Raw genomic sequence first — 24,293 nt, forward strand, 5'->3', positions numbered from 1 at the left:
TATATTAACTAGCTAGCGGTTGCTGAGCTGTCCATTGTAAATCCCGGCTAATGGACACATTCGCCCGGTGCGTTTTCAGGAATACCATCCCCGTTATGGAATCGAACGCCGTGAGATCGGCAGACATCGTAAATTCGGTTGATTTTACTACCTGGAGCGACACGTAGAAAGGTCGCCCAAAGGGCAGTTTATGCGGCATCTCTACCCAGTCGGTGCTCAGAGGCAGACAGGCACAACCATGAAACCGACGAACCCAAATCAGCAAACCCTGATACATAACATCGGTCAGGAAGCCATTAATGGACGAGGTCGAAAATTGACCCTGACGCTCCCAGGCTACTCCCGGATGTTCGCAGAGCAGGAGAGCACCGTTTTCATTTAACGTAATTACCTGTTGTACACCCTGAAAATCAGGTCCGTGAAAAAGGGTTCCATCCTGATACAGCACCGAGCCATCCCGAATGATCGGCGTTAGGTTTTGGCGATCGGGTAAGGGTTCAATAGCCGATTTGTCGGGCTGACTTACCAGTAGAATCTGTGCCTGATAATGCGGCAAGGGCAGTCTACCCGCCTGTGGACTCGTAATGGTTACCAACACTTGAATCCGCTCCGAATTTTTCTCCTGTTCCTGTACCGTAATCTGGAAATCTGCCGGTTGATTCCCGTCGAAAACGATACCTTTAAATAGCTTCACATTGCTTTCTTTATACAACTGAAAGCCCGGATAAAGCGTATCGGCGGTTTGGACCAGCCAGGTATTGGCCATGTTGATTGGCAAAACGGGATGACCCTGAATAACGTGATGTCGCAGAAATGGATTGGCTTCCAGCGTCATGGTACGCAGAATTACGTGGCTTCTCAAAGGACCATCCGTCACGGCTTTAGGAACGGGGAGCGTGCCGCCTAATAAAACCTGTACCTGATCCTGCGCCCACGTACTTAGTTGGTCGACTAGCGCGCGAGGCCCCTCATCCGACGGCACAAATTCGACCTTGTGAGCTAGCAGCATCTTCTTCAATTCTGGGCTGACCATACCCGAATCCCAGGCTCCCCAGTTGATGGATACGACCTGCGCCTTCGGGAAATTCTTCTGAAATAGATACGCAAATCGATTCAGAACCTCATTAGCCATTGCATAGTCGGTTTGCCCCACGTTACCATAGAATCCGGCGACCGATGAAAATAAAACGACATGGCGAAGATTCGCTACGGAGATAGCCTGCATCACAGACGCCAGCCCTTGTACTTTCACATCGAAGACGGCATCGAAATCAGCTTCCGTTTTGTGTTCAATCCGTTTATCCGCCAGCCGACCAGCCCCATGAATCAAGCCTGTGATTGGGCCAGTGATTGGTACTAGCTCGCTCAGAACGGCTTTTACGGCTTCAGGATTGGTTACATCTACGGCCCGGTAATAGGCAGTAGCACCTTCGCATTTCAATTGGTTCAGATTCGACTGAATTTCCCGTTGCGCCACAACCTCACTCACCATGCGTTCAATCGTCCGAGGGAGCAGTTTTTCACCTGTTGCTTTCAAGGTTTCCATGGCCCGCCGTTTCAGCTCAGCCTGATCATTGCTACCTTGCGCCCAGACAGGCTCATATTCCTGCAATTCAGTTCGGCCAAGTAGAATAAACGTACATTGGAATGTAGCCGCTAGTTGATTGACACAGCTTGCGGTAATTCCCCGACCACCGCCCGTTACCAGAAATACACTAGTTTGCGAGATCCGGGCTTCTAACGTCGGAACGCTGAGAGCGGCCACTGGCTCAGCTATCAACGTGAACCGTTTTCCCTCCGAATTGTATGCGGTTTGCGTCAAACACTGATCGGCATCATATAGCTCCTGTCGGATCTTTTCAGCGGCTTCGCTGGCGACAAGCTCCGGCGACAGATCGACTGCCCGACAGAACACGGTTGGCCATTCTAAATTCAGCGATTTGGTTAGACCCGCTAAACCGCCCCCTAAAATGGCATTCTGTCCCGAATTGGCGGCACCAAATGCACCATCCTGCCGGGTAACGATCAGGAACGCTGGGCGGGTTTGCCAGACCGTTTCGGTCAAGGACTGTTTTACGTATTTAGCCAGCAAAAACGCGGTCTTTAAATAGCTTTTTTCCTGTGTACTTGCAAACGTTAGCATATTCACCTGACTCGTAAGTCGAGGATGTAAATAGATAAGCTGGCTTACGGGTTTTGCCAATTGACTCAGACCGGCTCGAATGGTTTCTGATTGTCGGTCAGGTAGTACATATTCGGTTATACCCTCTGGAATGGATGGGTTTGCTGTATGATTCGTCGCTGAAAACGTCAGAACAACTACGTCATGATTTTTCAGGGATAGCTCGGTGCAGAGCGCGGGCGTTAAGTCCGATCCGTCGTTGATAATCAGCGTTATGCCTTCCTTTGGCATTAGCAACGTGTCTGGTGCTGGCAGATACCGGAGTGCGGCTACTGAGCGCGGCACATTTGGGTATTTACCCGGTGCGTAGCTCGTCTGAACCATGCTGACGGAATCGGCTTCTACCACTTTTTTCCGTCAGCGACCTCCAACCCTGCTGTCATTTTAGTAGCCAGATAATCGACAATTTGCTGGAGGGTCCGGAGTTCAGCTAACTCCTGTTGCTTTACCCCTTGCACGGATGGGTGCGCTTCAGTCATAGTACCGAAGATTTCTACGCGCTTAATTGAGTCGATGCCCAAGTCAGCTTCCATATCCATACTCATTTCCAGCATCTCGGCGGGATAGCCCGTTTTCTCCGCTACTACTGACAGCAGACTTGTTTCAATGATTTTTCGATCTATTTCGGGTATAGTCCGGGTAGGGATTGAGATGTTATTTGTTGAGGCTGAAACCTGAACCGGCGCTGGCTGACTAACTTGATCGTTTGCCGGTTTGGTTGCGGGGATCGACGGATTTCCATTCGTTGGTGCAACTGTTTTAACCTGACCAGTCGTCAAGTTACCCGTGATTTTGGTAGCCAGATAATCGACAATCTGCTGAAGCGTTCGTAGTTCGGTTAGTTCCTGTTGTTTAACGCCTTGCACGGATGGGTGCGCTTCGGTCATAGTACCAAAAATCTCCACCCGTTTGATCGAATCGATGCCCAAGTCAGCCTCCATATCCATACTCATTTCCAGCATTTCAGCGGGATAGCCCGTTTTCTCCGCCACCACCGATAGCAAACTCGTTTCGATATGTTTGCGGTCTACTTCACTCGTCTTTGGTGCTGACTCTGCCTTTGGGAGGGCTTGTACAGGATGCACAATAGAAGCATCATTGGTAGAGCCGTTGTATGAGCCATTTTTATAGCCATTTATACCATTTACTGGTAATTGAGAGGAAACAGAAACGGGTTGCGATTCCAGAACAGTGGAGGCAGGTTTTGGGGCAGAGCCATTCAACTGGCTAGCCTTGCTGCTTTGGAGCAAATTCGTCAATAAGGCTTCAATTCGGTTTTGCTGGTCTTTTAAAGCGGCAATATCAGACTGGATTTGAGTAAGAAGGGGATTCATAGCTTCGTCGTCGTTTTGGGTATCTGGAATGAGATCAGAAAGAGGAAGGTTATTTATTGGAGGTATCGCAAGAGCTTGTTCGTATCGCTGCTTAGTCGTGTCGGAAACGAAATTGTAGCCACTGATTTTGATCGAAAGTTTGGGTTTGGGCGCTGGCTCTTCAAAGGCTTTTTCAAAGCGGTCGAAGCCTTGAAGTGGCTGCCCCAGTACAGTTAATTGCACGATAGCTTCCCGCAGCTGCTTATCCGCGTCTTTTTTAGGATTCGCATTCAACGAAATCGTGGTGTGCGGTTTGCCAGCCAGTATTTCCGTTACCAGATTACTCAGAATATTCTTCGGACCGAACTCAACAAACACTCGCCCACCCTGTTCATAGATGGCGTCAATTTGTTCGTTGAAGCGTACTGGGTTTACGATATGCCCAGACAGCATCTCTTTAATCTGCTGTGAATCTGCTGGATATTGTTGTCCAGTTGTATTTGAAAATACAGGAGCAGAAGGTGCTGATACGCTGACACGCTTAATTGCATCCGCAAATGGCTGTTGCGCCTGACTGATCAATGGTGTATGGAAGGCAGCCGATACGGGCAGTATCGTAGCCGAATAACCTTTTTCTTTCGCGTCATCCAGCAATGCCAGTAATGCTTCTTTGTGCCCGCCAATTACCAGTTGCGATGGGGAGTTGATATTAGAAAGCCAAACGCCAGTCCGACCGTTCAGGAGCTGCTCAACAGCTGATCGATTGCCCTTAATAGCAAGCATCCCCCCTGATTCTCTACTATCTGCGGATGCTGCGCCCAGCGCTTCACCACGAATTTTGGAGAGTCCATAAAAGGTATTGTCATCCAGCGCCCCTGCCGCCCAAAGCGCTGTCAACTCGCCATAGCTGTGGCCTGCGAAGTAGTTCGCCTGAAAACCGGCATCCGCCAACAGTCGATACATCCCTGCGCTAAGCGCTCCGATGGCTGGTTGTGCAAACGCTGTTTGCCGAAGGGTTGCTTCCTGTTGCTGCCGAACGTCATCCGAAAAAACCGGAATGGGAAACACGACTTCCGTGATTGGTTTCTGACCTTTTGCTTCAAAGAAACGGTTTGCCTGATTAAACGACGATCGCACCTTTGGGTAAGTACAGGCCAGATCGTTACCCATGTTCACATACTGCGAACCTTGCCCGGCAAACAGAGCCACCACCTTATGGCTGGCATCCAGCGCCGATTTTCGATACCAAATGCCCAGAATTGGATGCGACCATTCGTCCTGCTCCGTATTACGTTCCAGCGCCAAAATCACCTGCTCCAGTTTTTGACGGGCTTCGTCGGGAGACGAAGACACAAAGCCTATTCGAGGATGCGTCGGCGGTATATTTGCGATTTTTGACCCATTCGCCAACCGTTTTAAGTGAGTATCGGCCTCCTCTGATTGGAGTAAAGTCAACTGCTGTCGGCACGTATCAAGTAATAGTGATACGTTAGTCTGATGCAGTAAAATGATCGCATGGAGTGTATGCTGACGATAATCCTCCTGCGGTTCGTCGTTGAATTCTTCCAGGGTTGTATGCAGGTTAACGCCACCAAATCCAAACGCACTGACAGCCGCACGACGCGGTATAAAACTCGTTTTTCGAAACCAGGGCCGAGTTTGCGTATTGACATACAAAGCCGAGTTTTCCAGGTCCAGTTGCGGATTCGGCTGATCGACGTTGATGGTTGCCGGAAGAATTTTATGGTGCAGTGCCAAAGCCGCTTTAATCAAACCCGCTATCCCCGCAGCTGATTTGGTATGACCGATCTGCGATTTGACACTGCCAATTGCAATGTGATTCAGCGTTAGATTCGACTTTCCAAAGACTTGTTTGGTCGAGGTAATTTCGGATAAATCACCCGCCACCGTACCTGTACCGTGGGCTTCGATCAGGCCGACCGTTGAGGCATCATAACCCGCTTCGTCGTAGGCTCGTTGCATAGCCAACGCCTGTCCATCTGGCCGGGGGGCGTAAATGCTCTTGAACCGACCATCACTCGACGAACCTAGTCCCCGGATGGTGGCATAGATCCGGTCACCATCTCGAATCGCGTCATCCAGCCGCTTACAGACGATTATGCCCAGCCCTTCACCCAGCAGCATCCCATCGGAATCCTGATCAAAAGGACGAATATGCCCTTTCTGCGAAAAAGCGGGGGTTTTGCTGAAATTCATATACATGAATGGCGAATTGTTTGTATCCACGCCACCCGTCAGCATCATGTCGCATCGGCCTTCGATCAGTTCACTCAGGGCCATTTTGACCGCACTCAACGAAGCCGCACAGGCCGCATCGACCACCGAATTGATGCCGCCCAGGTCGAAGCGGTTGGCAATCCGACCAGCAATCACGTTACCCAGCAAGCCCGGAAAACTGTCCTCAGACCAGGGAACATACGCCGTTTTGATTTTTTCAATGATCTGCTCAATCTGGTCATCAGGCAAACCCGCCGATTCCATCGCTTTTCGCCAGACGGGTGATTCCAGCCGGGAACTCAACGGCAGAATCAGGTTTTGTCCACCACCAACGCCTAAAATGACGCCCGTTCGCTCGCGAAGTTTATTGTCAAATTTTATCGAATCCGGCGCATAACCGGCATCGATAAGTGCATCTCTGGCGACGGACAGACTTAATAATTGAGCGGTATCGGTGGCTTCCAGTAATTTAGGTGGCAGGCCAAACTCAAGCGGATTGAAGTCGATTTCGGGGATAAATCCGCCCACTTTACAGTAGGTTTTATCTGGTGTTGACGGGTTGGGATCGTAGTAGTCGCTGATTTTCCAGCGGTTTTCCGGCACTTCCCGAATGCTATCTACGCGCTGAATAATATTTTTCCAGTAGCTTTCCAGGTTAGCTGCATCAGCAAAAATTGAGGCCATCCCAACGATTGCTACGGGCGTTTGTCGCAATAGAAAATCCGTACGATCCATGATTTACGTGTGTTTTGTGCTTTTTGAAGCAATCAAATCTAACCTAATCGCCGAGCGCATGCTGGGGAATGTCGGTGTATAACGGCAGGGGATGAGTGAACTACCGGAATTTATATGTGAGTGGTTTGCAAGAGGAATTAGCCCTCAATCACACCTGTTTGCTCCCATTGTGTAAACCAGTTTTTTCTGACACCCTGTATTTGAGAAAAAAACTCGTAGAAAGGGATCATATCGGTTTCGTAATTGCCGGTTAGGTAAAGTGGCTCACTTAAAATAACGAGCTTTCGGGGCCAATCGAAGCCAACCAGAATAAGCGGAACATTGGCTTTGACCGCAATGTAGTAGAACCCCGTTTTGAGTTTGTCGACGTTGCTACGGGTGCCTTCAGGCGCGATGCAAATGTGGAGACGTTCGGTCTGGTCGAATGCATTTACCATAGCATCGACCAGATTATGCGCTTTATCGCGATAAACGGGGATACCACCCGTTACCCGAAATAGCCATCCTGAGTACCAGGTAAGTAATGAACTTTTGGCGAAGTACTGAATCCAGATATGGATCGTGGGCCGAACACCAAGTCCAACCAGAAAATCCCAATTGGTGGTGTGGGGCGCTTCTACCCAAATCGCTTTCGGCACCGTTGGAACAGGCCCAACGACACGCCAACCCCAAACTTTAAATAACAAACGGGTAAAGGAACTGAGCATATAACAGCTAAGTCAATTTCGAGTTAAAAAGAGGTTTTACCGATGCATAAAATGCCCCCAAAATTCATCCTTATGGTTTCGGCTGAGAGCGATAAGCTGATTACCGATTTTCACTTCGGTTTCATTAAAGGATTCCACTTTATTGATATTAACCGCGTAGGAACGATGAATCCGAACCAGTTCGGGCTGTCTGATACGGTCTAAAACGGCACTCAATGTAAGTCGGAGCACATATTTACGGCTACTGGTGAAGAGATTCGTATAAATATTGTCGGCTTCTAAGTACAGCAAATCGCTCATATTAATCTTTACAAACTGGTTGTTCTGTTTGATAAACAGAAAATCATTAATCTGAAGGATGGTTTCCCGCCCGAGTGGGTCGCGGCCAGAGGAAGCAGGTTCAGGTTGGCTGGCAGGAGTCGGTGCTGTGCGAACAGAAAAGTTATAAATCGCCAGTTCAATAGCTGTCCGAAGGCTGTGCAACTGATAAGGTTTCGTGACATAGGCTGCCGGGTAGGTTTGTTTCGCACGGTCCAGCGTTTGTCGATCCGTTAGGGCAGTCAGGTAAATAACCGGAACAGGTCGCTCCGCAATTAGCTGATGAGTGGTCTCAATGCCATCCCAATCACCCTTTATATTAATATCACACAGCAATAGATCGACTGGTTGGCGTTTAAATATGTCGAGGGCTTTGCGTCCATTGTTGGCCGTACCGACTACGTCGTAGCCTTCTTCCTCCAGGCAATCACTTAGCTCCATGGCTAAGATCGGCTCGTCTTCAATAATCAAGATTTTAACGCGTTCATCCGTATTCATAACAATCTAATTAACTGGTATTTGTCGCTTATACAGTAAGCAATGGAGATCTATCAACGAACGGTAGGCATCTGTAAACGGAATAGGGTGCCATTCTGATTCAGCAATTCAAACTCCCCCTCTAGCTGCTCACTCAGCGAGGCAATCAACCGCTTGCCAAACGAAGCCTTCGCCCCCTTGCGCTGCCAGTCGACCGAATTGATCCCAGGACCATTGTCCTGCACTTCCAGAATCATAATCGACTGGCTGGCAACTGCTTCAGGCCGTAAGTCAATGCGCAAAAGAGGGCGTTTGTCGGCCAGGTTGCCATAGGCGTATTTAAACGCATTGGTTACCAGCTCATTGACAATCAACCCCAACGGCATCGCCATATCCACATCCAGATCCTGCTGCTCGATGTTGAGTTGCAGGTCGAATTCGCTGGCTTGGTAGTCATAGGCCTGCATCAGGCTCTGGGCCAGATCACTCAGATACTCCCGCATGTTGACGGTGGTGATGATATCGGTTTGATACAGGCGTTGGTGGATCAGGGCCATCGCTTCCACCCGCTGCTGGCCCACTCGCACAGCCTGAATGGCTTTTTCGTCCTCGAGTCGGTTGGACTGGAGTTTGAGCAGGCTGGAGACAATAGCCAGGTTGTTCTTGACCCGATGATGAAGTTCTTTCATCATCAGGGCCAACTGGTCGGCCTGCTGCTGAATTTTAGCTCGGCTGAGCTGGATACGCCGGTAAAACCAGGCTAATATAGCCAACAGAATGGTCATCAGGATGAGGCTACTTCCGCCGATCCAGATCTGGCTTTTTTGCAGCGCATTGGTTGTGGCTAGCTGCTTAATATTTTCTTCTTTCTGACGGGTTTGGTAGCGTGTTTCCAGTTCGGTCACCTGCTGATTTTTAGTCGCATTAAACACACTATCGTGACTGGCCATCTGGCGTTTGTAAAATGAAAGTGCCTGTCGATAATCGCCCCGTTTTTCCCAAATCTGACTCAGGTGGCCGTAGATTTCTTCCAGCGTAGTATGTCTAGACGTGCCTGTACTATCAACCCAGGCCAGTGCCATCTGGCAGTCTTTTTCCGCTTCTGCTAACTTGTTTTGGGGAATCAGCACGGCGGGAAGACTTGCATAAACATAACCCCGTACATAATCGTCCTTATGTTTATCGGCGTAGGCTAGTACGTCCCGAAACGTTTGTTCCGCCCGTGCATACTGCTTCTGCTTTTTATAGAGCTGAGCCAGGTTAAACAGTACTCCGTAATAAGTAGCCGTATCTTTTTTACTTTTATAATAAGCCAGAATTTTCTGGGTATAGGCCATCGCCTGCCCATAGCGCTGACTTTGCCCTTCGAGATTCGCCATGTTGCCATACAGTTCATAAAGCTCCTTCTCATAGCCACCTTGCTGGGCCAGTTTGATACCCTGAAGTAGATACCGTCGGGCTTCGGGCAACTTGTGAATCATGTCATACGCGAATCCAATAAAAGCCGCAGTTCGAGCCTGCTTTCGTAGATTGCCACTCTGTTTAAAGGTTTCCAATGCTTTGAGATACCAATCAATAGCTCCGCTTGGATCGCCGGTTGTCTGGTGCCAGTAGCCCATGCAGCGGTAGCCTAATCCAATATCATCGAGTCTGCCGACCTCCTTGGCCATGGCTAATGCCTGCTCATACGCGTTTCGGGACGCCGTCGTCTGACCAACGTTTATCAGCGAATCACCAAGTTGGCGCAGGGTCCATAACTTAACGGAGTCCGGCGCGTTCACCACTGAAGCAGGCAGCAATCCTAGTTGGGCGTATAATCCGTTGGGCAACAGAATAAGTAGCAGGAAGGCCGAGAGTTTATAGAATGGTTTCATGAGCCCAAAAGAGGTATAGAGACTAAAAATACCGCCCAAATTAATGGAGACCTTGCTTCACTTGTGTGCCAAAAAGCGCCATTAGCGTGCCAACACATGTAATTCCCATCCTTATTTCAGATAATCTATCGGTTTTTTACCGAATCGTTGCTGGTAGACCTGACTAAAGTAAGTAACCTTCCGGTATCCGACTCGGTAGGCTACCTGCTTCACGGACGACACTTGTCGGGTTTCGAGTAGCCGTCGAGCTTCCTGAAAACGAGCCTCAGCCATGTACTGGGCCGGCGTCAGGCCAGTTAGTCGCTTGATCGTTCGGTATAAGGTTCGTCTGGTCATGGCTAGTTCGTCGGCTAGTTCGTCGGCATTCAGATCAAACTGCCCCAGCCGACCGGCCATTAACTCTTCGAGTTTTTCCAGCCAGTGTTGTTCATCGGCCGAAATCGCAGGTAATTCTTCTTCCGGTTCAAGTGGTTGATCGTCTAAGGCTATCTGTCGATTGCGTCGGTTCTGAAGCAGGGCTGTGACACGTGCCGTGAGTTCAGATTCGTTAAATGGCTTCAGTAAATAATCATCAACTCCCAGCCGCAATGCTCGAAGTTTATCGGCAGCCTCCGTTCGGGCCGTTAGCATAATTACGGGAATCGTTCGATAAGTCGGGTGCGCTTTCAGTGTTTCCAGTAATTCAAATCCATCCATGATCGGCATCATAATGTCGGCAATGATGAGGGACGGAAGTTGAGGCAAATCGACAAGTCGATGAAGAGCTGCCTGCCCATTGGCGGCCGTTACTACACGTAATCCCGGTGTCAATAGCGCGGTCAGATAGGTTCGAAGTTCTGCGTTATCTTCTACCAGTAGAACAATGTCTAATTCAGTCGTCTGACCAACTTGCCTGTGGAATGATTCGATTTCTTTGTCTTCTGTACGATACCCCCTACCCGTTTCTGGTATAGTGTGTTGATTCGACTCCGGCTCTTCACTAGTCACTACTTCGCCGGATGCTACCGCCAAGGGTAAGTCGACACAGAACGAGCTGCCTTGCCCTGGTGTGCTTTCCACATGAATAGTCCCTTGCATGAGTCGCACCAGTTCCTGACAAAGTGCTAACCCAATGCCCGTACCACCTTCCAATGGGGTACTGGATTGCTGTGTTTGAAAGTACCGGTCGAAGATGTGCGGTAAATCAATGGGATCAATCCCTCGTCCAGTGTCGGTTACCCATATACGTAATCTATTCCCGTGACAGATAGCCTTCAAAGAAACCATTCCTCCCATAGGCGTAAATTTGCATGCGTTGGCTAACAGGTTTTGAATAACTCGCTTAAGTTTCGTCGCGTCGATAACCACAAAAAGGTCGTCGGGGGTGACTAGTTGCTGCGTTAGATTGATCCCTTGCTGCGTTAGATTGATCCCTTGCTGCTGGGCTTGTCCAACGAAAGGTTCCAGGCATTGCTGTAGCAACCCATTTAGCTGGACAGTCTGAGGACGCAAATCCAGTTTGCCCGCTTCGAGCCGGGTTAGATCCAGTAATTCATTGACCAATTCCAGTAGTTGTTGGGCGCTCCGATCGGCCATTCGAATAAACTGTTCGTCCTGCGGCTCGACTCGGTTACGACTCAACACGCTGTTTAGCGGCCCAAGCATAAGCGTGAGAGGTGTCCGTAGCTCATGCGAAACGTTCGTAAAAAATCGGGTTTTCGCTTCATCTAACTGGCGCAATTCGGCAGCCTGCCGATCGCGCAGAGCCAGTTCCTGCCGGTCGCGAATACGTGTACGCTGCATTCGAAACACCCCCCAACCAACTGAACCCACCAGTACGATATATAACCCATACGCCCAGTTGCTTGCCCAGAAAGATGGTAAAATCGTGATGGCTAACTGGCGAACTTGTCGACTTGCCAAGCCCGATGTATTCGTCGCTGCGATTCGCAGGGTATAATGGCCCGGCGGTAGTTGTGTATAGCTAGCCGTAGCAAGCGTAGTCGTAGTCCATTGATTATCATACCCTTCAAGCGTGTATCGGTACGTTACCCGCTCAGGTTGGTGATAATTCAGGGCCGCAAAGCCAAACGTCAGATAGTTTTGATCATGAGCCAGTTGCAGGGTAGTCAAGGTGTTGAATAATTGTGGCAGCATAGTAGGACGCCCCGTCGAATCGACCAGTTGATTATTGATACTCAGGCTGGTTATAGCCACATCGGGCCGAATAGTATCTCCTTTGAGTTGAGTCGGATCAAATAATACCCAGCCTTCCACTCCACCAAAGGCCAACCGACCGTCGGGCAGCGTCAAATGATGAAACCGATTGAATTCTTCGCCAGGCAACCCATCCGATAGACCGAAGTTGAGCGTTTTATGCGTAACCGGATCGAAGCGGCACAGGCCCCGATTAGTACTCAACCACAAATACCCCTGTCGGTCTGGTAGAATGGAATAAACTGTATTATTGGGTAGCCCTTCTGCCGTAGTGAACCGTCGATAGCGACCAGTCCGCTTGTTAAACCAGATCAATCCCCGATACCCGCCGATCCATAGCCAATCAGGATGTTTCTCATCCTGATGCAGATTTAGCAGGGATTCGTCCGTATTATTACCGGGTTGGCGATCAAAATGAATAGCGCGGCACCGATGAGTTCTGGCATCGTACCGAAGTAGTCCATTGGCCATCGTTGTCGCCCAGAAGGCGCTCGTATCAGCCACCAGATCCAGTGCTTCAACGGCTAACTTCCCAAAGGGTGTTTGCCATCGGCGACCAGGCGAATCATACTGATATAGTGTTCCTGTTGACGATAGCGCCCAAACCTGTTTATCGGCAGTAACAGCGATTCCCCGAAGTAAATAATCCGGAGTGACCCCATTCGATTGAGGAGTATCCAGATTGGGAAGCTGTTTAAACGTGCGCGTTTGGAACGAATAGACGCCTATCTCGTGGCCAATACCCATCCATAATTGCCCCTGCTGGTCGTATTTCGTCCGGAAATAATAGGAGGACGCCGTTTTTGGATTGTCGAAAGGCCATTTAAAAAAACTGGACAGGTTAAGGCCTAAAGTTGTTTGCAGCGCATCAGTACAAAATTCCTTCTGATACCGGTAAGCCTCTAGCCGGGCAGCCGCCACATCGATCCGAAACAGGCCTTTGGTATTGGCACCCATCCAGAGTACGCCCGATTTGTCTAGCCACAAACTGGTTTCCTGAAGTCCGCCATGACGATTGCCATACAGTGAGCGATAGTGCCAAAGTTCGGTTATTCCTACTCCATCTTTGTACTGATAAAGTGTTCCGCCGGCTAATAGATATACTGTACCATTATCGGCCTGGCTCAACAGGGGCTGATCGACGGCGAGTTTATGGGAGGCAAAGGCAACCGACCGGATCGTCATACGTTTGGGGTCAATAAACAGCAGGTGCGTTTGATTATTGATCATAATCTCGCCATTAGGCCGCACGAATGCCCGCACTCGTTCGTCGTTTATGGACATTGCCCGGAGTCCTGGTATTAGCCCGATGAAGTGTGCTGATTTGACCAATTGGCCGGACGCATGAATCTGACTGATTCCCATTGGAGCTACGGCCCAGATATTGCCCTGACGATCCTCAGCAAGCGAGTTAATGGTATCGCTAACCAGACCGTGCGTGGCCCGACGATATCGAGTAAATCGCTTCTGCCGAACATTATAGTGGAAAATTCCCTGGTGGAGAATTAGTCCCCACATATTCCCCTGACGGTCGATGTGTAACTGGCGGTCACCAGACAATCCCCGAAGGCTGTCCTCTAACTGCGTAAAATGCTGACACTGCCCCGTTTGGGCGTCCATCCGGTCGATCTGCCCGGAGTTGTAGCGTAGCCAGATTTGATTGGGTCCACCTCGTTCCAGCCAGCCAACCATGTTGCTGCGGGGCGATGTCGGATTGTTGGGCTGATGATAAAAAGGGAGCATCTGCCGACCGTCGTAGCGCGCGACTCCCCCCAGTGTGCCTACCCAGATAAAGCCAGCATCGTCCTGAACCACACCGGAAACAAACGCCTGTGGTAAGCCCTGCTCTACGCCAATAATCTGAAGTGGGGGCCAGCCTACAAGTTTATTATCCGACTGACCATATACAGACGTATACAGTAGCCCGTTAAACCCATACAAAAGCCATTGGCAAATCCGAAGTAGCGTAGCAGAAAGTGATTTTCGCATGTGCAGCTAACAGATCGTAATAATACTTCTTTGCACCTAGAATGTAAAGAAAGATAGTACGATCAGCCTACTAACATAACATGTCAGATTACGGCCGTTTTATGCTCAGAAAGCTTAAAGGCTTGTTTTTTCCTGGTACCGGGGACTTTATATGAGGCATCCGTAGACGGAACAGGGTTCCGTTCTGTTTGAGCAGTTCAAACTCCCCATCCAACTGCTCACTCAGCGAGGCAATCAACCGCTTGCCAAACGAAGATTTCGCCCCCTTGCGCTGCCAGTCGACCGAATTGATCCCAGGACCATTGTCCTGCACTTCCAAAATCATAATCGACTGGCTGGCAACTGCTTCAGGCCGTAAGTCAATGCGCAACAGGGGGCGTTTGTCGGCCAGGTTGCCATAGGCGTATTTAAACGCATTGGTTACCAACTCGTTGACAATCAGCCCCAACGGCATTGCCATATCCACATCCAGATCCTGCTGCTCGATGTTGAGTTGCAGGTCGAATTCGCTGGCTTGGTAGTCATAGGCCTGCATCAGGCTCTGGGCCAGATCACTCAGATACTCCCGCATATTGACGGTGGTGAGGATATCGGTTTGATACAGGCGTTGGTGGATCAGGGCCATCGCTTCCACCCGCTGCTGGCCCACTCGCACAGCCTGAATGGCTTTTTCGTCCTCGAGTCGATTGGACTGGAGTTTGAGCAGGCTGGAGACAATGGCCAGGTTATTTTTGACCCGATGATGTAATTCATTCATCATCAGGGCAAGTTGATCGGCTTGTAACTGATTTCTAGCTCGGCCAAGTTGAACGCGACGGTGCAGTCTATATAATAAACCCATCAGGATAAGGCTACTTCCTCCGGCCCACATTTGGCCTTTCTGAAGGGCATCAATAGCAGCAAGTTGTTTACTATTTTCTTCTTTCCGGCGGGTTTGGTAACGCGTTTCCAGTTCAGCGAACTGTCGATTTTTGGCTTCGATAAACACGCTATCCCGATTAGCCATCTGAAGCCGGTAAAAGTGCAAAGCCTGCTTAAAATCACCCCGTTTCTCAGCCAGTTGACTCAGTTGACCATTCTTTTCGATCAAGAGGGTATGCTTATTTGCATTAAACTGTGAAGCAGGCAAACCATCCGGTTGACCAATAGATGGACTAGGGTGGCTTATTGTCCAGCAGAAAATGAAGGCGATCGTTAAATAAGTCGACTTCATACCTATAGCGCTGCGATCCTCAATAGTTTACAGTTTCCGATCCGCTCTAAATACCCAGACTGTCCATTTGGTTTCAACAATGAAGCGTCGAAAACGCCACTTTTATGGATGCTTATTGGGTATTGTCTGGCCGGTAAATAAGCTACCAAATGAGTATTCCCTTTGGATTCAAAACCTAAAGGGGTGCTTATAGCATAGTCGGATGAACAGACATTCGTGAAAATCAGACTAATCGTTACGAGTAAGTTTGAACGATGGCAGTATACAGTATCCATGGGAGTAGCCTCTGTTAATTGACTGACTCAAAGGTATATGAGCTACAGAAAGGCACGCTGAAAAATGTAGTGAATGACTACAGTTTGTATGTGAGCAGATGAAATTCAGTAAACGAAGACGACTGACTAATTTCCGGCATTCACATACACGCAACAGTCGTTCACTACATTTTCCCGGTGCAGCTTATTTCTGGAATTTACCTTTGAGCTACTCAATTAATCAAACCAGCTCATTGGGATGAGTTATATCACTACTGACCTGTTTATTGGCTCCGATAAAGTAGGCATGTACCAATTTCGAATGCTGAGAGTGCTCGGTGTGCTCAGTGTGTTACTTCCTCTTGTGCTAATCGCGGGCTCAGCCGCCTTCGACAATTGCACAATCGTACTGGCATCCATTAGTCATTATTATTACACGACTATGGGCAACGTTTTTGTTGGCCTACTATATACTACGGGCTTATTTTTATTCCTCTACAAAGGCAGTACTGTCAGCGAGATTATTGCTACCCGTTTTGCTGGTATCTGCATAATTATGGTGGCCCTATTGCCTACCTCAAAGGATATTTACGGATGTAGTACACATGTTTATCATCCCAATGCCCTGGGCGAAGAATTCCATAAAGCCTTTGCCGCATTTTTTCTGCTGACGATGTCTGTCCTGTTCTATTTATTTACGCAAAAGGCTGAAATGCACAGACAGGCACGTAATCGAAATCGTCTGTATCGCATTTGTGCTGTTATTATTTCTATCATCGTATTTACCATTGTAGCCATATCGAAGCCTGGTTGGTTAGATGCCCAATCAGAACAACGAGTACTTTCCTGGACAACTGAATACAAACCGGTTTTCTGGTTAGAATGGATCGCGTTAGCAGCTGTTGGTCTATCATGGCTCACGAAAGGTCAATGGTTGCTGGCCGATCCAGCGCCCCAATCACACACTAGTTTCCCAGATATCACGTATCAATCAGAGTGTCCTGAATTAGTTAAATTAGACGATGAATCGATTTACGTACAGGTCGAAAGTAGCATGGATTTATCCAGCTCAAAAGCATTCAATTAAGCGCCGTAAAAAGATCTGAACAGGCCGGTTTTTAATACATTCACCACCGTCTACGGGGCACCAGGTGATTGTTAGGACACGGCTCCCATTATATGCTCCCGGTGCTGTACACCCCAGTTCTTCAAAGCCTCGATCACACTCCCCAGGGTTTCCGCATAAGGCAGCGTGGTATAGGTGATCAGAACAGGGTAGCCATCCTCAACAGTACGTTTGATCAAGCCATTCTCTTCTAAGTCTTTTAACTCCTTCGCTAGCACCTTCGTACTTAGGTCGGGAATACTGCGCTGTATTTCACGAAACCGGTGATTGCCCACCCCGATGGACACTAAGATCAGTAGTTTCCATTTTCCGTTCACTACTTCCAACGCATCTCTAATAGGGATCAAAGCGGATAAACAATCTGTGTAATTAGGCATAGCTTGCTTGGTTGATTACCAAAAGGTAACTGATTACCTATGGGTAACTGATAACTTTCGGTTATCAAACGTACGTACTTTTGTGAAGAAAGCAAATGGGCGATTGCTACCAATTAGCGCATGATACACCTTAATAGGATCCGGTTATTACTGAGCCTTTTAGCCGTTCGTCAGCCGTCGACACCACAAGCTTTTCATCACAAAACTATATACAACATGAACGCAAAAATGAGCGTCGATATCTGGAGTGACATCATGTGTCCCTTTTGTTATATCGGCAAGCGAAATTTCGAAAAAGCACTCACTGAATTTCCCGCCAAGGACTCTGTAGAGGTTGTCTGGCATAGCTTTCAGCTTAACCCCGACTTGACTTATCAACCCAACAAAAGCTTTTATGACTATGTGGCCGAATTGAAAGGGCAAACGCGTGAATGGTCCATTCAAGTTCATAAATCATTGGTGCAAACCGCCAAAAATGCGGGTCTGGATTACCGACTGGATCAGGCAAAGATCACCAACTCATTAGACGCCCATCGGCTCATTCAATTGGCAAAAAAATACAACCTGACCAATGAACTGAAAGAGCGCTTTTTCAGGGCCTATTTCACCGAAGGCGCCTTACTGAGCGATCACCAAACGTTACTGGCCTTGAGCACAGAGGTCGGACTGCAACCAGGGGAAGTAAAGCAGGTGCTGCAATCTGATCTGTATAAAGATGAGGTTCGCCAGGATGCCCATCGGGCACGACAACTGGGTGCCACCGGTGTGCCCTTCTTTGTGGTCAATCAAACCCAGGCGGTTAGCGGTGCTCAACCACCCAACCGATTCGCTCAGGCACTAGCCGCGGCCTATGAGCAATGGGTGCAGACTGAACGTGAGCCAATAAACATCATCGAAGGAGCGGTATGCACCCCAGAGGGGGACTGTAAGTAATCTTCATTGGCAGCAAATTAGACCCATTACAATTGTCAACCATCAATCCATTATGAATACCAGACACGTAAAACAAATCTATTGGCTATCTACTCTATTTTTGGCCTTGGTTGGCCTAGCGGGTATCTTCAATATCCTTCAGGTTGATCAGTTGGTCCAGGTCAACCGATCGCTAGGACTACCCGATTATTTCATGCCCTTTTTCGGGGTCGTTAAAGTGGTCGGCGGCATTACTATTCTGGTTCCCGCGCTTCGACGTTTCCAGCAAGCAGCCTATTTCGGTTTTATCTTTTATTTCATGGGGGCAACCTACACCCTGATGGCCACCCATGGCGGCCCTCAAAAATGGGGTGTTACCCTGTTGATTCTTGCCGCTGCCAGTGTTTCATATTGGGCCTGGCAGCAACTGTTTCATCCTAAAGCCAATACCCAACTTTCGTAGTTCTCACTTCCAACAGTCTTATTATGGCACAAACAATCGCCATTATCGGTGCTGGCCCTGGTGTCGGGCTTGCAATAGCTGAAAAATTTGGTTTGCAAGGCTACAACGTAACCCTATTATCCAGAAATACCGAGAATCTGACCCTGCTCCAAAGCAAACTGCAAGCCAAGGGCATTGCGGCAGGCATTTTCAAGGTTGATATTCTGGACCGAGATAGCCTTACGCAAGCGCTCAATCAGGTAATCGACACCTATGGCTCCATCGATGTGCTCGAGTTTAGTCCTTCGCCTGCCTGGGAAACCCTGCGGACCCCGCGAAACATTGATGTTGCCAATGAACAATACCATTTAGACTTTCAGGTGCTCTCGGCCGTCACGGCCGTCCAAACGGTGCTTCCGCACATGCTCGAGCGCAAATCGGGTAGTATCCTGTTCACCACGGCGTCAGCCGCCCAGCGTCCGAACGTTGCTACGGCCAGTTTTGGCGTGGCTGCTGGCGCCTTACTAAATTATGCGCGTTTGCTTCACGAAGATCTGGGTCAGGATAATATTTACGTGGGTATCGTATCAATTGGGGCCATTGTAATCGGTGAGGGCATCGGCTCAAAAGGTGATTTCCCTGAAGATATGCCAACCATACATGTCGACAAAGTGGCCCAAACGCATTGGGATCTTCATACAAAACGTGAGATAGCCGAAATCATTATTGGCGGGAACTAACTCACGCATTCAGGACAAACGAGTACCTTGAAAATGACTATTTCGAGGTACTCGTTTGCATTTAGAAGAGACTTGTGGTTCATAGAAAATGCTTTCCTGGGTGCCTGGCATTTCTCGAAACGCCCGAATTACAGGGCAGATACATAATCACTCCTTCGTCTTAGTAGCTCGTTTCCTTTCGATGACAGGATATGCGCGTTGTTAAACCGAAAAAAGACCTTGATGAATAGGATGGCTTGATGGATGCAACGACATTGCTGATCGAAGAAGATGGTTAGACGCACTATACTCTATGATTACTTCGGATAGATGTTGAAATCAGGGTTTCGAGAGAATTTTTGAAACATGGTTAATCGTCTAGGAGCTAGGGTTGGCAAGGCAAAATCCAATTACGAACTAGCAAGCCTATCGCTGGGAACAAGATTTAAAAAACAGGATATCCTCGCGCGGGGGGTACTTCTCCAAACGAGAATTCGTATACAACCAACCCGGTTTTGTGTTAAGTCTCCCTGATCAATCCTGTAGACCTTTGTGGTGTACTTTAAAAACGAAGCCAACATGAAAAAGGTCATCTTAATTACAGGAGCCAGTTCAGGCATGGGTAAAGAAACAGCCAAAAAACTCATTCAAGAAGGCCATACCGTCTACACTGCGGCCCGGCGTATCGAGCAAATGCAGGACCTAAAAGCAATGGGCGGATATCCCATCCAACTAGATGTGACTAACCAAGCCGATATCCAACGGGTAGTAGACACCCTCATCCAACAAGAAGGCAAGATTGATGTGCTATGGAATAATGCTGGCTATGGTCTCTATGGATCAGTCGAAGACATTCCTATGGAGCAGGCCAGAAAGCAGTTCGAGGTAAACTTATTTGGCCTGGCGTCGATGACCCAAAAAGTAGTACCTTACATGCGCAAAGCCCAGTCAGGCACTATTATCAATACCTCCTCGATGGGTGGTAAGATTTACACGCCGATGGGCGCCTGGTATCATGCCAGTAAGCATGCCATTGAAGGATTAAGCGATTGCTTACGGCTGGAATTAACTCCGTTCAACATTAACGTGGTGGTCTTGGAGCCAGGCATCATCCTAACCGATTTCAGCGATGAAGTCCTGAAAAGTCTTGGCCAGTTTTCCTCCGCCGGAGCGTACGCTGAACTGACTAATAAATTGGTCGTCTCAACAAAAAAAACCTATGCGAGTGGGGGCGGTTCGAAAGCCGCAGTTATTGCCAATACAGTCTCGAAAATCGTGACGACCAATAAGCCCAAAACCCGATACCGAGTCGGACTGTGGGCCAAGCCCCTGGTTTGGCTGCGAACCTACTTAGGCGATCGAGCCTTTGATAAACTAATCATGAGCCAGGTATAAGCTATGAGCAACATCATTCACCTCGAAACGATTTCCGACATGTACCGACTACTTCCCCAAGCGCATGTGAAGCATCCCTTGGGAGCGGTAGTTGACTTTTCTCAGTTCAGCGAGCAGTTCAATTCAGGTCTGAAAGTTACCTTGGGCTTTTACGCGCTGATGTTTAAGAACTATTGCCCCAATAAAATGAAATACGGTCAGCAGGCCTATGATTTTCAGGACGGCAGTTTGATCTGTATCGCACCCCGACAAGTCATTTCCCTGGACGAGCCCACCCAGCTAGATGTGGCCATGTGGGGCTGGGGCGTATTTTTCCACCCTGATCTGATCCGAGGCACTTCGTTAGGCAAAACCATCAAAGAGTACTCGTTCTTTTCTTACGAGACGCACGAGGCCCTGCATTTATCCGACAAGGAAAAACAAAATCTGGCCCAGCTAGTGCAGAAGATTGATGCTGAACTGTCGGAAAACATTGACCGGCACAGTCAGCGGCTGATCGTGTCTACTATAGAACTGTTACTCAATTATTGCACAAGGTATTACGACCGACAATTCCTCACTCGACAAACAGCGAATCAGGATCTGCTTACTAAAATTGAGACGATCTTGACAAGTTATTTCCAGTCGGCCGACCTGACTAAGCAAGGTCTGCCTAGCGTGAAGTACTTGGCAGACCAGGTTTTCTTATCGCCCAATTATTTAAGTGACTTACTGAAAAAGGAAACGGGAATGAACGCTCAGGATCGTATTCATTATTATCTGATCGAAGAAGCCAAGACGTTGTTATTAGGTACGGATAAATCGGTTGGCGAGCTGGCTTTTTCGTTGGGCTTTGACTATCCTCAATACTTTTCGCGCTTATTCAAGGCCAAGACGGGCCTGACTCCCCTAGAATTCAGGCATCTCAATTAGGGAGAATCGACAAAGGTTGCGGATGCCGATGATGGCCGGTTTTTATCTAATTGTGAACCAGTTTGTGTATTTCTGTTTCAGTAAACGTCCCGATTACAGATACCTTATGCAGTCTCATTGGGAGCCATTTTTGAGATTGGGGCAAAGCCATTTGTCTGATTACAGGGTACTAATTTTCGTACTTTACGCCCCAATCTACGACTGGTGAACATTCTTACTTGTAGCTGCCATTTACCAGCAGATTGCCATCTTCCGTGACCGAATAGCTTTCCACATCCTGAAATTCTTTTACCTCATAACTAGCCGTTGGTTCAAGCGGATACTTTTGTTTAAAAAGCTCTTCTGCCTGCTGGCGAGTTTGATCGACAAACACGGCTAGGTACTGATAGGGTTCTTTCCGGTAGACAATCAGAATAACCGGGCGGGGACTAGGTAAGTAGGTTGCGATTTGATTTTGCATAACGGGAGCATTGATTAGCTGGTAAGCCACACAACCCGCTGTTCTTCGTCATTGTTCAGTATAGCCAGGCAGATTGTTAGTTTATGATCATCGCTGAAGCTTTACCCTGTACTCGTTGCCGAGGTAGCGACCGTTTACAATCAATAGGTAAAGAAGAGTTTTTAGTAACCGATCTGATTAACAAAAAGTGAATTTAATCAATAAGGAGAGTTTGCGTGCCTGTCAAAAATTGGTGCTGGACTAGTACAGTTTTGCTCCGTTTTACTGAGAACCTTGACCAGGCAATTGTTCGGTCAAATGTTTCCAATACCGTTTGGGCATATGCTGTAGCTGAAGCCGCTTGTTCTTACGAGCCTCTATTGTCACACTCTTAATATAATGCCGCCATAGTTCCTGATAAAACTCCTCGTTCTCATCGCTAATCTCGACAATCAGCTGAGAATTAGACTGTTCATTTTGACCATTAATCGCCACGGTTGCCACGGTTTCTAAATCATAGTAAATACCATATCGGCGCCTGGCATCATAAATAAGCCAACGCTGATCCGCAAACCGGCTTTCAAAATGAGCCGTAATTAAGGGAATTACATCACAATCTGGTTCAATTATAGCGTAGTACAATTGGGTATTAGTGAGCTTAAACCGAACAAATGCTTCCATGCGATGCGCTTCCCGGTTCACTCGCTGAGCAGCCGTTTTCACCGCCCAAACTGCCGGATGACTATAATCCTCTTCAATATTCTGAGAACTCGCAAATACATGACGGACAAACTGTAGCATGGTATTTTCCACCCGGTCGATCTCAGAAAGGTACGTTTTAGCCAGTCGATCGACCCCTGCTGCAGACAAACGCTTTTGCAACCCAGTCAATACCCGTTTCGCTTTACGTTCATCCGTGGCAACCCGATACGGTGTTCCAAACAACGAAACGGAAGATGCGTCATTTGTAGCGAAATCAACATCCCCCAGGTTGTTGTCATAAATATCGAAGATGGCTGTTAGCCAACCTTCGTACGTTCCGTCATATAGTATACACGTCATCCGGTCAGAATAAACTTAGCTGGGGAGAGAAACCAGGGCTGTATTTACTTGTCTGTCTGGTTAAGATCAACTGTTTGAGTTGCGAGGGCGTATAATCAATTTGCCGGGCAAACGGATGACTGAACGCGATGAAATGATGCGCTCGGTTGTAAGCGATTCCCATTTTCTGTAAATGCTCAGGCATCAGTTTTCGGAAGCGACGCGCAGCAACAATTTTCTGCGCACTTTGAACACCAATACCTGGTATCCGCTTGATTAATTCTAAATCAGCCGTATTAATGTCAACCGGAAACTGGTCCAGATTTCGGAGAGCCCATCCTAGTTTTGGGTCAATATCGAGTTGGAGATCAGGCTGTTCGGCATCCACTAACTCCTTGACGGCAAAGCCATAGAACCGAAGCAACCAGTCTGCCTGATACAGCCGATTCTCGCGGATAATAGGCACGGGCGTACCAATTATTGGCAGTCGATTGTCCTCACTAATCGGCACGTAGCCCGAATAATAAACCCGCTTCAGCTTCATTTTTTGATAGAAGTGGTCCGCCATTGCCAGAATATCCCGGTCACTTTCCTGAGAAGCGCCAATCACCATCTGAGTGCTCTGACCAGCTGGCGCAAAGACGGGCGCCGTCTGGATTCGCTTCTTTTCCTCCTGGTAGCCAGTAATCTGGTTTTTTAAATACGCCATAGGCCGAAGCACATCCTGGTGATTTTTTTCGGGAGCGAGCTTCTTCAAACTTTGCTCGGTGGGCATTTCTATATTGACGCTGAGACGGTCGGCATAGAGACCAGCTTCGTTCATTAGTTCCTGGCTAGCCCCTGGAATGGCTTTTAAATGAATATAGCCGTTGAAGTTTTGCTCAAGACGCAACTTTTTGGCAATTCTCACTAAGCGTTCCATGGTTGAGTCTGGATTATCGAAAATACCAGAGCTTAAGAAGAGCCCTTCGATGTAATTCCGGCGATAAAAACCAATGGTCAAATCAACCACTTCTTCGACGGTGAAAGCGGCTCGTTTGACATCATTGCTTTTGCGACTCACACAGTAGGCACAGTCAAAAATGCAATGATTGGTCAGCAGAATCTTCAGCAGGGATACGCACCGCCCATCTTCAGTGAAGGAATGACAAATGCCGTAGCCTTTTGAATCACCCAATCCTTTGTCTTTGTTGTCTCGTTTGCTCTGGCCCGACGCGCAAGACACATCGTATTTTGCGGCATCGGAGAGAATTTCCAGTTTTTCCAATACACGTTGCTTCACCATTACATCAATACGATAGTATGTTTAAAGTCAAACATACTACTTTTTCGTATGCTATAAGAAGCAGGGCCTGTGAAAACTAAAATTAAGACTGTTCAGAATTGCTTTCTCATCGGCCTGTCTGGCAAAAACATGTATATCACCAGGAACTA

General features: G+C 48.2%; 17 protein-coding genes. 6 read left to right on the forward strand and 11 right to left on the reverse strand.

Annotated elements, in window-relative coordinates; all coding sequences use genetic code 11:
* Nucleotides 1-4: 4 nt before the first annotated feature.
* The 7 genes from ACYVE4_RS19105 to ACYVE4_RS19135 form a co-directional block, all read right to left on the reverse strand.
* Nucleotides 5-2,506 carry an SDR family NAD(P)-dependent oxidoreductase gene (locus tag ACYVE4_RS19105; RefSeq protein WP_461041798.1) on the reverse strand — a complete coding sequence of 834 codons (2,502 nt, stop codon included), beginning with the start codon at nucleotides 2,504-2,506 and terminating at the stop codon, nucleotides 5-7.
* Nucleotides 2,507-2,523: 17 nt separating this feature from the next.
* On the reverse strand, nucleotides 2,524-6,468 hold the full coding sequence (locus ACYVE4_RS19110; protein WP_461041799.1) for a beta-ketoacyl synthase N-terminal-like domain-containing protein: 3,945 nt from the start codon (nucleotides 6,466-6,468) through the stop codon (nucleotides 2,524-2,526).
* Nucleotides 6,469-6,605: 137 nt separating this feature from the next.
* The gene (locus tag ACYVE4_RS19115) at nucleotides 6,606-7,175 is read right to left on the reverse strand and encodes a 1-acyl-sn-glycerol-3-phosphate acyltransferase (RefSeq protein ID WP_461041800.1); all 570 of its coding nucleotides are present in this window, start codon (nucleotides 7,173-7,175) and stop codon (nucleotides 6,606-6,608) included.
* Nucleotides 7,176-7,211: 36 nt separating this feature from the next.
* Nucleotides 7,212-7,991: a response regulator gene (locus ACYVE4_RS19120; protein WP_461041801.1), complete on the reverse strand. Its 780-nt coding sequence runs from the start codon at nucleotides 7,989-7,991 to the stop codon at nucleotides 7,212-7,214.
* Between the two features lie 53 nt (nucleotides 7,992-8,044).
* Nucleotides 8,045-9,844 (reverse strand): histidine kinase dimerization/phosphoacceptor domain -containing protein, encoded by a 1,800-nt coding sequence (locus tag ACYVE4_RS19125; RefSeq protein ID WP_461041802.1) that lies wholly within the window; start codon nucleotides 9,842-9,844, stop codon nucleotides 8,045-8,047.
* Between the two features lie 111 nt (nucleotides 9,845-9,955).
* Complete coding sequence (locus ACYVE4_RS19130) at nucleotides 9,956-14,029, reverse strand: ATP-binding protein (protein WP_461041803.1); 4,074 nt, start codon at nucleotides 14,027-14,029, stop codon at nucleotides 9,956-9,958.
* An 88-nt stretch (nucleotides 14,030-14,117) separates the two neighbouring features.
* The gene (locus ACYVE4_RS19135; protein ID WP_461041804.1) at nucleotides 14,118-15,242 is read right to left on the reverse strand and encodes a sensor histidine kinase; all 1,125 of its coding nucleotides are present in this window, start codon (nucleotides 15,240-15,242) and stop codon (nucleotides 14,118-14,120) included.
* Between the two features lie 513 nt (nucleotides 15,243-15,755).
* Here ACYVE4_RS19135 and ACYVE4_RS19140 point away from each other — a divergent pair.
* Entirely contained in the window at nucleotides 15,756-16,583 is an 828-nt protein-coding gene (locus tag ACYVE4_RS19140) for a hypothetical protein (RefSeq protein ID WP_461041805.1), read from the forward strand.
* A 71-nt stretch (nucleotides 16,584-16,654) separates the two neighbouring features.
* On the opposite strand, the gene ACYVE4_RS19145 is transcribed toward ACYVE4_RS19140, so the two are convergent.
* Nucleotides 16,655-16,969 carry a winged helix-turn-helix transcriptional regulator gene (locus ACYVE4_RS19145; RefSeq protein ID WP_461041806.1) on the reverse strand — a complete coding sequence of 105 codons (315 nt, stop codon included), beginning with the start codon at nucleotides 16,967-16,969 and terminating at the stop codon, nucleotides 16,655-16,657.
* A gap of 246 nt (nucleotides 16,970-17,215) precedes the next feature.
* On the opposite strand from ACYVE4_RS19145, the gene ACYVE4_RS19150 reads away from it, so the two are divergent.
* The 5 genes from ACYVE4_RS19150 (at nucleotide 17,216) to ACYVE4_RS19170 (ending at nucleotide 21,379) form a co-directional block, all read left to right on the forward strand.
* Nucleotides 17,216-17,932: a DsbA family oxidoreductase gene (locus ACYVE4_RS19150; RefSeq protein WP_461041807.1), complete on the forward strand. Its 717-nt coding sequence runs from the start codon at nucleotides 17,216-17,218 to the stop codon at nucleotides 17,930-17,932.
* Nucleotides 17,933-17,984: 52 nt separating this feature from the next.
* Nucleotides 17,985-18,374: a DoxX family protein gene (locus ACYVE4_RS19155; protein ID WP_461041808.1), complete on the forward strand. Its 390-nt coding sequence runs from the start codon at nucleotides 17,985-17,987 to the stop codon at nucleotides 18,372-18,374.
* Between the two features lie 23 nt (nucleotides 18,375-18,397).
* Nucleotides 18,398-19,093, forward strand: a complete 696-nt coding sequence (locus tag ACYVE4_RS19160; RefSeq protein WP_461041809.1) for an SDR family NAD(P)-dependent oxidoreductase — start codon at nucleotides 18,398-18,400, stop codon at nucleotides 19,091-19,093.
* A gap of 558 nt (nucleotides 19,094-19,651) precedes the next feature.
* Nucleotides 19,652-20,467: an oxidoreductase gene (locus ACYVE4_RS19165; protein WP_461041810.1), complete on the forward strand. Its 816-nt coding sequence runs from the start codon at nucleotides 19,652-19,654 to the stop codon at nucleotides 20,465-20,467.
* Between the two features lie 3 nt (nucleotides 20,468-20,470).
* Entirely contained in the window at nucleotides 20,471-21,379 is a 909-nt protein-coding gene (locus ACYVE4_RS19170; RefSeq protein ID WP_461041811.1) for a helix-turn-helix domain-containing protein, read from the forward strand.
* A 214-nt stretch (nucleotides 21,380-21,593) separates the two neighbouring features.
* Here the strand turns inward: ACYVE4_RS19170 and ACYVE4_RS19175 are convergent, their stop codons facing one another.
* The 3 genes from ACYVE4_RS19175 to ACYVE4_RS19185 form a co-directional block, all read right to left on the reverse strand.
* Entirely contained in the window at nucleotides 21,594-21,839 is a 246-nt protein-coding gene (locus ACYVE4_RS19175) for a hypothetical protein (RefSeq protein ID WP_461041812.1), read from the reverse strand.
* A 261-nt stretch (nucleotides 21,840-22,100) separates the two neighbouring features.
* Nucleotides 22,101-22,880, reverse strand: coding sequence for a TIGR03915 family putative DNA repair protein (locus ACYVE4_RS19180; RefSeq protein ID WP_461041813.1), 780 nt, complete (start codon nucleotides 22,878-22,880; stop codon nucleotides 22,101-22,103).
* A 4-nt stretch (nucleotides 22,881-22,884) separates the two neighbouring features.
* Nucleotides 22,885-24,141 carry a putative DNA modification/repair radical SAM protein gene (locus ACYVE4_RS19185; protein ID WP_461041931.1) on the reverse strand — a complete coding sequence of 419 codons (1,257 nt, stop codon included), beginning with the start codon at nucleotides 24,139-24,141 and terminating at the stop codon, nucleotides 22,885-22,887.
* Nucleotides 24,142-24,293 lie beyond the last annotated feature (152 nt).

Source organism: Spirosoma harenae, from assembly GCF_054776975.1.